The organism is Myroides sp. 1354 (assembly GCF_030324495.1).
Taxonomy (GTDB): domain Bacteria; phylum Bacteroidota; class Bacteroidia; order Flavobacteriales; family Flavobacteriaceae; genus Flavobacterium.
In genome coordinates, this window is the sequence record NZ_JACAGN010000003.1 from 114,937 (window position 1) to 125,457 (window position 10,521).

Annotated in this window: 6 protein-coding genes and 2 tRNA genes; 5 read left to right on the forward strand and 3 right to left on the reverse strand. The window is 35.8% G+C overall.

Translation table 11 applies throughout. From position 1 onward, the window contains the following. Positions 1 to 109: 109 nt before the first annotated feature. Both HX004_RS05025 and sppA read right to left on the reverse strand, forming a co-directional pair. The gene (locus HX004_RS05025; RefSeq protein WP_286441244.1) at positions 110 to 2,755 is read right to left on the reverse strand and encodes an AsmA family protein; all 2,646 of its coding nucleotides are present in this window, start codon (positions 2,753 to 2,755) and stop codon (positions 110 to 112) included. A gap of 90 nt (positions 2,756 to 2,845) precedes the next feature. Continuing rightward, on the reverse strand, positions 2,846 to 4,606 hold the full coding sequence (gene sppA, locus HX004_RS05030; protein ID WP_286441245.1) for a signal peptide peptidase SppA: 1,761 nt from the start codon (positions 4,604 to 4,606) through the stop codon (positions 2,846 to 2,848). Between the two features lie 126 nt (positions 4,607 to 4,732). Here sppA and folK point away from each other — a divergent pair, with 126 nt between their 5' ends. After that, a complete protein-coding gene (folK, locus tag HX004_RS05035; RefSeq protein WP_286441246.1) occupies positions 4,733 to 5,869 on the forward strand; it encodes a 2-amino-4-hydroxy-6-hydroxymethyldihydropteridine diphosphokinase in 1,137 nt (378 codons plus the stop codon). A gap of 42 nt (positions 5,870 to 5,911) precedes the next feature. Here the strand turns inward: folK and HX004_RS05040 are convergent, their stop codons facing one another. Then, on the reverse strand, positions 5,912 to 6,439 hold the full coding sequence (locus HX004_RS05040) for an RNA methyltransferase (RefSeq protein WP_286441248.1): 528 nt from the start codon (positions 6,437 to 6,439) through the stop codon (positions 5,912 to 5,914). Between the two features lie 197 nt (positions 6,440 to 6,636). On the opposite strand from HX004_RS05040, the gene HX004_RS05045 reads away from it, so the two are divergent. The 4 genes from HX004_RS05045 to HX004_RS05060 all read left to right on the forward strand — a co-directional run bounded on the left by HX004_RS05045 (position 6,637) and on the right by HX004_RS05060 (position 10,213). Then, complete coding sequence (locus HX004_RS05045; RefSeq protein WP_286441249.1) at positions 6,637 to 7,149, forward strand: FUSC family protein; 513 nt, start codon at positions 6,637 to 6,639, stop codon at positions 7,147 to 7,149. A 78-nt stretch (positions 7,150 to 7,227) separates the two neighbouring features. Further along, positions 7,228 to 9,828 (forward strand): DNA mismatch repair protein MutS, encoded by a 2,601-nt coding sequence (gene mutS / locus HX004_RS05050; protein WP_286441250.1) that lies wholly within the window; start codon positions 7,228 to 7,230, stop codon positions 9,826 to 9,828. Positions 9,829 to 10,037: 209 nt separating this feature from the next. Then, positions 10,038 to 10,110 (forward strand) — tRNA-Gly (locus HX004_RS05055). A 17-nt stretch (positions 10,111 to 10,127) separates the two neighbouring features. Further along, positions 10,128 to 10,213 (forward strand) — tRNA-Leu (locus HX004_RS05060). Positions 10,214 to 10,521: the final 308 nt, after the last annotated feature.

A 10,521-nucleotide genomic window follows, 5' to 3' on the forward strand; every position in this document is an offset into this window, starting at 1 on the left:
CACAAAAATAATTCTTTTTTGTGACAAAATAAGCTTTTAAAAGATTAAAAATCAAAAGTATACTTCATAAAAAAAGGAGTGAATCATTTTACTGCTTCACTCCTTTTCCTTACTCACTTTTCTTTTTACCAAAAAGATCTTTCAATCCTTTGCCTATCTTTTCAACCGCTTCTTCGGTTTCATTCTTTTTCTTTTCTCCTTCTCCATGCTGTGTTCCCTCTGCGTTGTCTTTATTTTTATTACCTCCGCTGAGTAAATCCTTCAATGCATCTTTTCCTTTATCAATGTATTTATTCGCTTGATCTTCCGCAATTTGTTTGGTCAAATTCGTTACGACTTCATTCATATTCGTTCCTACTTTAGGCGCGCTGAAGTTACCCGTTAAATCCACTTTTACCGGAATAGCCTCGTATTTAGCACTTTCCTGGGGACTCAATTTACTCAGTAAATTCGCTACGTCAGACCCCAACATTTTTGCAGGTACTTTAAAGTCTAAGGCATAATTCATTTGTTGGTCAAAACCGTGTTCTCCTGAAATTTGAACATTCATATCTTTCACTTTCAAATCAAAAGGCGATACTTGTACTTTACCGTCTTTAAATTTCAGGTGAATGCGTTTATTGTTCAAATCCAATTTACTCAAATCAATAAATTTCACTGCTGAATCTAAAGAAGAAAGCAGTTTTGAGTTGGCAACATTCACTTGTGAATTTAAGATATCCCCCGTTAAATCCCCCGATAACGTATTCATAATAGGTGAAAAATCACTGCCTTCTAACTGTCCATCTAATTGAATAGTAGCATTGATATTTCCAGCAATGATCCCCGCAATTGGAGCAATTTTTTTCAAGAACTCAAATTGAGTAAACGTTTCTTTAATATCTAACGTTTTCAAGCCTAAATCCATATTAAATTTAGGTTGTGTTCCTTTCGTAGAGACATCCCCTGCAAAAGCCAGTTTTCCACCAAAGATATCTGTTGTCATATTCTCTAAACGCGCCGTTTCCTCTTTGACGATTAAACGCCCTTTTACATTCTTCAACGTCAGATTATCATAGACCACTGTTTTGGCATCTGCATTAATGGTACAATCTAAGAAAGCTGGTATTTTCAAAGCTTCTGTTGATGCAGTGGATTTAGCTTTATCTTCTTTCGGTTTATCTGTTGTGGCAGTAGCGGTATCTTCTTTCAATAAATCCGCTAAAATGAAATTAGTTGAACGTACATTAAAATTTCCTTTCAATGTTTGTTTATTAAACAAGAAACCATATAAATTATCCAATCGCCCATCTGCAGCTACATCAGTTTGTCCTGTTACTAAAGCAAATTTATTTAAGCTTACATGATTGGGATTAAACGAAATGGCAGCTTCTTTGATATCCAACGGCTTTGCCATTGCATCTGAAGCAAAATGGAAATTAGTCAAACTAATATCTCCTGCATTCCTGATGTTTTGATACTGACTTTTTTCTACGGAGTTCATATCAAAGTTCGTACTGACATTTGCTTTTAAGATTCCCGTTAAAGGAGTATCCATTTTTACGGGATAAGCTTTAGTTACATTAGCTAAATTAATCACTCCATTCAACTTCGCATCCACCAGTGGATTTTCACTTAAATTTTTAATATTGGCACTCGCATTAAATACATCTTGATCAACCTTAAAAGACAACTTATTCAAATCGACATAAGTGTCTTTCATCCATCCTGTTGTATTAACAACTTTCATATCCAAAGCAATTTGTTCAACAGCTTTAGGTAAATCAGGATACTTAAAAGAAGCTTTATTGGCGGCCATTTCAATAGCTAGTGTTGGAATTGTCGTTTCTGTTAAATTCCCTTTTACTTTTCCTCCTACTCTAAAATCTCCCGTTGTCGTAACTCCTTTTAATCCTCCAGCATAAGCTTCTGGGATTAGTCCTAAAAAGTTTTTAAAATCTGAATCTGGTGTAGCAAAAGACAAATCAAAAGCTTGTCCATTTTCTAACAATTGGATTTGACCATCAAACTGCAAAGGCAATTGATTAATCAACGCTTTGTTTTCCTTGAAGGTATAAATCTGTTGATCCATATCCATACCAATCATCGCATCCAAAGACAACTGTACTTGATTCAAAAAAGAAGTTCCATCCAGAACAAAAGAAACCTTCGCCTTGGATTTCGTATCTAAGTCTAACACATTAGCCGTTAGATTTCCTTTTCCTTCGTGATTAAACTCATCCATGACAAATTGCATTTTAGAACTTAGATCCGTATAAGTAATCTTGGTGTTTTCAATTTGATAATGTTGCAAAGCCAGCGAAAAAGGCTTGTCTTCTTTATCTTCTTCCTCCTCTTTATCTTCCTCGTCTTTCAACGCGATGTCATAGTTGGCAATCCCCTGTTCGTTTACTAAAACGTTAATTGCGGCATCTTTCAATAGGATTTCTTGAATATTCATGGGCTTGTCTGCTCCATTAAACAATTCCATTACAGACATCTGCAATCCTATAGTCTTTGCATGCAATAAGGTATCTCCCGCAAAGGGTTCGTTATTGACAATAGTCAATCCATCTATCGTTACAGTCGCTTTGGGAAAATTCTTGAGTAAACTCAGATTAACTTTATCAAATGAAACGGTAGCCGTTAAATTATCATTGATTGTTTTGAGCACTAAATCTTGAATTTTTCCTTTAAATAAAAAAGGTGCAGCAAGTAAAAGCAGGAATAATCCCACTATAATTCCACCGACCCATAATGCAATTTTCTTCTTCATAATCATTTAATTTTCATACAAAATAACAAAAAAAAGAGTCAACTCAAGGTATTTGAGTTGACTCTTTACTTCTATTAGGTAAATCTTAACCTATTGAATCTTAATTTCAAATGGCATAATCGCCTGAGCTCCTTTTAGGGAAGAAAAGTAATTTAATCGCTCCATCATTTCAAAATTCTCTTGTCCGATTTTTTCTTTCAGCAACTCATCTTGGGTTTGCATAATAGATGCTCCTAAGAAATTGCGCAATAAATCGTTGAATTTTAATTCATATTCAGGGTAGCTCACTACGTTGTAATTTTCTATTTCCACTTTATTCGCTGCATACGCAATAGCATCACCTAGCCCACCTAATTCATCTACTAATCCTTTTTCTAAAGCATCTACTCCTGTCCAAACACGTCCTTGTGCAATCTCGTCTACCTTTTCAAAAGTCATTCCACGACCTGCCGCTACTCGGTTGACAAAGGTTTCATAGATAAATTCAATGCTTTCTGTTACTTCCGATTTAAATGATTCGTCTACTTTGCGGAATGGACTATAAGAAGCTGCATTTTGATGCGTTTTTACTTGTTCTGCATTAACGCCATATTTTGTGGCTAAAGTGCTAAAGTTTGGCAACATACCAAATACTCCTATCGATCCTGTGATTGTTGCTGGATCTGCAAAAATACGATCTGCACCACAAGAGATATAGTATCCTCCAGAAGCAGCTAAATCTCCCATAGATACAATTACAGGTTTAACTTTTTTCGTCAATTCGATTTCTCTCCAAATCAACTCAGAAGTTAGGGCACTTCCCCCTGGGCTATTTACACGCAATACAATGGCTTTTACTTTGTCGTTTTCACGTGCTTTTTTCAATGCTCGATTGATGGATCCTTCACCAATAAAACTCACATTCCCTTCTCCATTTAGGATTTGTCCTTGTGCATAAATCACGGCAATTTGATCCGTAGTCGATTTTTTTGTACTTGGTGCACCTGCTTTGATATATTCTAATACATCTATTTTATTGTATTCTTTCTCTTGATCAAGATCTAATGCTTTTTTAATAGCCGCATGATATTCATCCACATACGCTACTTTATCTACCAATTTTACTTGTAATGCTCTTTCAGGTGTTCTTGCAGCCAAGTTTGTAGCAATCGCATTCAGACTATCTACTGTTATATTTCTACTTTTTGAGATATCGTTAACTAAAGTGCTCCAAATAGAATTCAAGAATACAGTAATCTGTTCTCTATTCGCCTCGCTCATTTGTTTTTCTAGATAAGGTTCAACCGCACTTTTGTATTTTCCATGTCGAATCACTTCCATGTGAACACCTGTTTGATCCTGCAGACCTTTTAAATACAAAATCTCTGTTGACAATCCGCGAAAATCTACCGCTCCAACGGGATTCACATAGACAGTATCTGCTACTGAGCCCAAGTAATACTCACCTTGAGTAAATGCATCAGCATAGGATAAAACGAATTTCCCACTTTGTTTAAAATCTTGTAATTTCTCTCTGATTTCTCTGCGTTGTACAAACCCCAAAGAAGAAACATTATTCAAAATTGATATTCCCTTAATGCGGTCATCTTCTTTTGCTTGTTCAATTGCCATCAATACATTCGATACTCCATCTTTATTTTCATCGCTAAAATTGAAATCTTTATAGCTAAATTTTCCGCCATAATCATATTGAACGGTAGATAAATCCAAAGTAAGTACCGAATTATCTTTTACAATCACTTTTTCAGAGCTTCCTGCTGCTGCTGCAATGACGATAAAAATAAAAAACAACAAACCGAAAAAGATAAATAATCCCACGATTGTTGCTAATAAATTTCTTAAAAACTTCATACTATTACGTTTTAATTCATTAGTAGTAAATATTGGTCAAATGTTACAAACTAAGTATTTTAATTTCCTCCAATATCTCCTACAAAGTTAGCATTATTTAAAATTTCTTTTACTTACTTTTGTCTCATGAATACGCAGAACACGCTAGTTTTATCCCTTGGAACGAATCAAGGAGACAAAAAAGCAAACCTTAATCAAGCTATAAATCTAATCCACAACGAAGTAGGTACTGTTATTACAGTTTCACCTATCTACGAATTTCCAGCATGGGGTTTTGAAAGTGAGCCATTTTTCAACTGTGCTTTAGTGATTCATACGCTTTTAGATGCTCAAACGGCAATTGTAAAAATCTTAGAGACGGAAAAAAAACTAGGTCGCATCCGCAAAGAACAAATGGGTTATGCGGCGAGAATTATCGATATTGATATTATTGCTTTCAATGATGAAATCATCAATGAGCCAAATTTGGTAGTTCCTCATCCTTTAATGCAGGATCGTCTTTTCGTATTACAGCCTCTGGCAGATTTACAACTGGATTGGGTTCACCCTATATTCAAAAAAAACTGCAACCAATTGTTGCACGATTGTACGGACCAAACTACGTTTCAAAAAGTAGACGTATTATCAACCAAATTACAATCCCACCCACTGCGAAAATTAAATTTTGTGGCGATTGAAGGAAATATTGGAGCCGGAAAAACAACCCTAACCCATCGCATTGCAGAAGATTTTAACGCGAAGAGTATTTTTGAAGGCTTTGCAGATAATCCTTTTTTACCAAAATTCTATCAAGACGCTAATCGCTATGCTTTTCCATTGGAGATGTCGTTCTTAGCCGATCGCTATTCTCAGCTTTCGGATGATTTAGCGCAATTTGATTTATTCAAAGAATTTATTATCGCCGATTATTATATTTTTAAATCGTTGATTTTTGCTCAAATCACTTTAGAAGAAGATGAATTTCGCTTATACCAACAAGTCTTTGACATTATGTATAAAGAAACACCTAAACCTGATTTATATGTTTTTCTTTATCAGAATACAGATCGTTTGCTAGAAAATATTCAGAAAAGAGGACGCTCCTATGAGAGTGATATTTCAGGACAATATTTGGATCAAGTGACTCAGGGGTATTTTAATTTCATGAAAACACTTCCAGCCGAAAAAGTATTGCGCATCGATATTTCAGATTTGGATTTTGTAGCCAATCAATCCGATTACATTTTTATCTTAGATCAAATCGAAGCCAAACTAACCACATAAAAAAAGCTCCAATAACCTTTTGTGTATTGGAGCTTTTCCTTTTTATTGCATTTGCTGAAATAAATCCCAAACGACAATTCCTGCACTTACTGCTATATTCAGCGAGTGTTTCGTTCCTATCTGTGGTATTTCAATTACCCCATCACTCAAATCGACAACACCTTGTGAAACACCTTTCACTTCATTTCCGAATACTAAGGCATATTTTTTATCTGCTTCAATTTGAAAGTCGTTCAACATCACGCTATTTTCTACCTGTTCGATGGCTTGCACAGAAATGCCTTCTTCTTTTAATCGGGCTACAACCTCAACAACATCTTTGACGTATTCCCAAGCTACAGTTTCCGTTGCTCCTAAAGCAGTTTTGTGTATTTCTTTATTGGGTGGAGTAGCTGTAATCCCACACAAGTATACTTTTTCTACTAAAAATGCATCGCAAGTTCTGAAAACAGACCCAATGTTGTGTAAACTTCTTACATCATCTAAGATCACAATAATTGGCGTTTTTTCTGATGTTTTAAACTCGTCAACACTTTTTCTATCTAATTCGCTATTGGCTAATTTTCGCATAATACTCGACTATATTTCTGCAAAAGTATTGATTATACCGATACTAGTCCACTATTTCACACACGAAAATAAAAAACAAAATACTCCCTTTTTGATCAGATACCCTGTCAATACTTTTTCTTTTTTAACTAATCTTTCATATCGTTTAATTGTTAAGCCTATTGAAGTTCAATACTTTTGTAGGTTAAAAATTGAATATGTTCCACGAATTAATTAAAAAAGTAATCACCTCTGCCGTCCTCATTTACACTGTACGTTGTCTTATTGGTTTCTGCATTGGCTATTACCTCTTTATTCACTTTAAGGATCACGAAACATTATGGACGATTATTTCTATTATTCTCGTTATTTCTCCAGAAGGGCAAAATTCAAAAAAGCTATCCATTGAGCGATTTAAATCCAATTTGGTTGGATCTGTTGTTGGGTTAATTTGCTTGGAAATTCACACACCCAATTTATATGTCATCCTCTTTGGAATTGTGTTAACCATTTTAATCTGTTACTTCTTTAAAATCCTCAATATGGCACGTGTTGCATTAGTCGCTTTGGTGATTATTTTGGTTCAACCCATTACAGGATTAACAGAGATGACTCCCTTAATGCGCTTCTTAGCTGTAACTATAGGATGCTTAATCGGTTTAATGGTTGTTATTTTAACGTCAATTCCCATCCGTCAATTGAAGCGTTACTACGATCTTCCATTATCGTAAAAAAACTGTTGCTTTTAGCTATCTCGTGAATCTTACTGTATATTTGTAACTTCGTCTAAATACCTAAAAACACAAAATATGGCTGCGAAAGAGAAAGCGACAAAAGAAACTCCCTTAATGAAACAGTACAATGAAATAAAAGCGAAGTATCCCGACGCTTGTTTATTATTTCGCGTGGGGGATTTTTATGAGACTTTTGGAGAAGATGCCGTTCGAACCGCTCAAATTTTAGGTATTACCTTAACCAAACGCGGCGCCGGATCTTCTAGCGAAACTGAACTCGCTGGTTTTCCTCATCATTCCATTAATGTCTATTTACCAAAATTAGTCAAAGCTGGACTTCGCGTAGCAATTTGCGATCAGCTAGAAGACCCCAAGATGACGAAAACAATTGTAAAGAGGGGTGTTACGGAATTAGTAACTCCTGGTGTAGCATTGAACGATGAAGTTTTACAATCTAAATCCAACAACTTTTTATGCGCGGTTCACTTTACTAAAAAAGCATTAGGTATTGCTTTTTTAGATGTGTCAACGGGAGAATTTTTCACTGCTGAAGGGGATGAAGAATACATCGATAAATTATTGCAAAACTTTAATCCTAGTGAGATTTTAGTCCAAAAAAACAACAAAGTTACCTTTCAACAACAATTCGGATCAACCTATAACCTCTTCTTTTTGGACGATTGGGTTTTCAAAGAAGATTTTGCATTTGAATCGCTGACCAAACACTTTCAAACCAATTCTCTAAAGGGATTTGGTATTGAGGATTTGACGGATGGAGTTATCGCTTGTGGAGCGGTTTTGCACTACTTATCAGAAACTCAACACACTAGAATTCAACATATTTCAAATATTCAACGCATTGCTGAAGATGCTTATGTATGGATGGATCGCTTTACCATTCGCAATTTAGAACTATACCAAAGCAGCAATTTTAATGCGATTACCCTCTTAGATGTGATTGACAAAACGCTTTCTCCAATGGGGGGAAGATTGCTCAAACGCTGGTTAGCTCTTCCTTTAAAAAAGAAGAAAAATATTGTAGAGCGTCATGAAATTGTCGAACTACTCACACAACAACAAGATGTTCTTACCCATTTTCAAGAACAAATAAAAAAGATATCCGATTTAGAGCGTTTAACCTCTAAAATAGCCACAGGAAAAGTATCACCAAGGGAACTTTTGTATTTGAAAGAATCCTTAGATGCTATTATTCCACTCAAGGAACAAGCGTTAAAAAGCAAGAATGATGCTTTAAAGAGTATTGGAGATCAGCTACACGATTGTGGGTTATTGAGAGCGCGCATTGCTCAAACGATACACCCTGATGCTCCTGTAGCCATCAGCAAGGGAAATGCCATTGCTTTTGGAATTAACGAAGAGCTCGATGAATTGCGCAACATCTCCTCTACAGGTAAAGGTTACCTAGATGAAATGGAGCAACGAGAGAGTCAAAACACGGGAATTCCCTCTTTAAAGATTGCGTTTAACAACGTATTTGGCTACTATATTGAAGTGCGTAATACCCATAAAGACAAAGTTCCAGCTGACTGGATCCGCAAGCAAACCTTGGTGAATGCTGAACGCTATATTACAGAAGAATTAAAAGCATACGAAAATAAAATCTTAGGCGCTGAAGAAAAAATAAGTCAGTTAGAAGGTCGCATTTACGAAGAATTTGTTCATTGGTGTGGACAGTACATTCAACCCGTTCAACTCAACGCTCATTTGGTGGCTCAATTAGACTGTTTGTCTTCTTTTGCTCAATTGGCGTTAGAAAATAATTATGTACGTCCTACCCTTGATGATAGTTATGATTTAGAAATCAAAGAAGGACGTCATCCAGTCATTGAAAAACAATTGCCTTTTGATAAACCTTATATTACCAACGACGTATTTTTAAACAATTCGACCCAACAAATTATCATGATTACGGGACCGAATATGTCAGGTAAATCTGCGATCCTACGTCAAACAGCTTTGATTGTGCTATTAGCTCAAATGGGATGTTTTGTTCCTGCCGCTGCTGTGCGCATGGGCGTAGTGGATAAAATATTTACGCGCGTTGGAGCATCAGATAATATTTCTATGGGTGAATCAACTTTTATGGTCGAGATGAATGAAACGGCTTCCATTTTGAATAACATTTCTAATCGAAGCTTGGTGCTTTTGGATGAAATTGGCCGTGGAACAAGTACCTATGATGGAATTTCTATCGCATGGGCCATTGCAGAGTTTTTACATCAACATCCCTCCAAACCCAAAACCTTGTTTGCGACGCATTATCACGAATTAAATGATATGCAAGAACACTTTGAAGGAGTAAAAAACTACAATGTTTCGGTAAAAGAATTAAAGGATAATGTATTATTCATTCGCAAATTAGTTCCTGGTGGAAGTGCACATAGTTTTGGTATTCATGTAGCCAAAATGGCGGGCATGCCACAGATTGTCATTAATCGCGCGCAAAAGATGTTGAAACAATTGGAAAAAACACATCGAAATGACGATGAAACGAGTTTAAAACCTGCGGAACAAGATTTACAATTGAGTATTTTTAATATTGACGACCCACTTTTGGCAAGTCTAAAAGATGAATTATCGGTTATTGATATCAATACCCTAACTCCTGTAGAAGCTTTAATGAAGCTACACGAATTGAAAAAAATGATTCAATAAGTAAAAATACACTTAAAAATAGAGCACAATCGACTTACCTCAACGGGTAGGTCGATTTTTTTATAAAAAATTTCACTTTTTTACCTCCTGACTACCAAACGATTAAAAAAAACATCAAAAAATAATAGGATTACGCATTTGTACAAGTGAAAAATTGTTTTACATTTGCACTCGCATTACAGAAATAATGCACACGATCATAAACGCTTGCGAAAATAGCTCAGTTGGTAGAGCGCAACCTTGCCAAGGTTGAGGTCGCGGGTTCGAACCCCGTTTTTCGCTCGAGAGTTTTTTATCAAGCTCGAGTGGTGGAAGTGGTAGACACGCTGGACTTAAAATCCAGTGAACAGTAATGTTCGTGCGGGTTCAAGTCCCGCCTCGAGTACAAAAAAGTCCTAAGTTAACGCTTGGGACTTTTTTTTTTGCCCCTAAATGGCTTATTTTGGATCAGGAACAAAAGTTGAGGACAGTGAAAATATTTTTCTATATATAGGGCAAATTGCCATTTGCCCCTACTGGATTCTTTTGGATTTGCTTTTTCGTCAGATTATCGATTAAAGAAAATATACCCTTAGATCAGAAAATTCATCTGATAACTGCTAACCGATAACCCTCCTATCCATTTTCCTTCATAGATTCGTTCAAAAACACCCCCATTCCTTCTACCTAAACAGTAAATTTTTCTCTTTCGAC

Coding starts and splice junctions, on each gene's coding strand:
- mutS (WP_286441250.1), top strand. CDS start 7,228: ATGGCTGCGAAAGAGAAAGCGACAAAAGAAACTCCCTTAATGAAACAG.
- HX004_RS05045 (WP_286441249.1), top strand. CDS start 6,637: ATGTTCCACGAATTAATTAAAAAAGTAATCACCTCTGCCGTCCTCATT.
- folK (WP_286441246.1), top strand. CDS start 4,733: ATGAATACGCAGAACACGCTAGTTTTATCCCTTGGAACGAATCAAGGA.
- HX004_RS05025 (WP_286441244.1), bottom strand. CDS start 2,755: ATGAAGAAGAAAATTGCATTATGGGTCGGTGGAATTATAGTGGGATTA.
- HX004_RS05040 (WP_286441248.1), bottom strand. CDS start 6,439: ATGCGAAAATTAGCCAATAGCGAATTAGATAGAAAAAGTGTTGACGAG.
- sppA (WP_286441245.1), bottom strand. CDS start 4,606: ATGAAGTTTTTAAGAAATTTATTAGCAACAATCGTGGGATTATTTATC.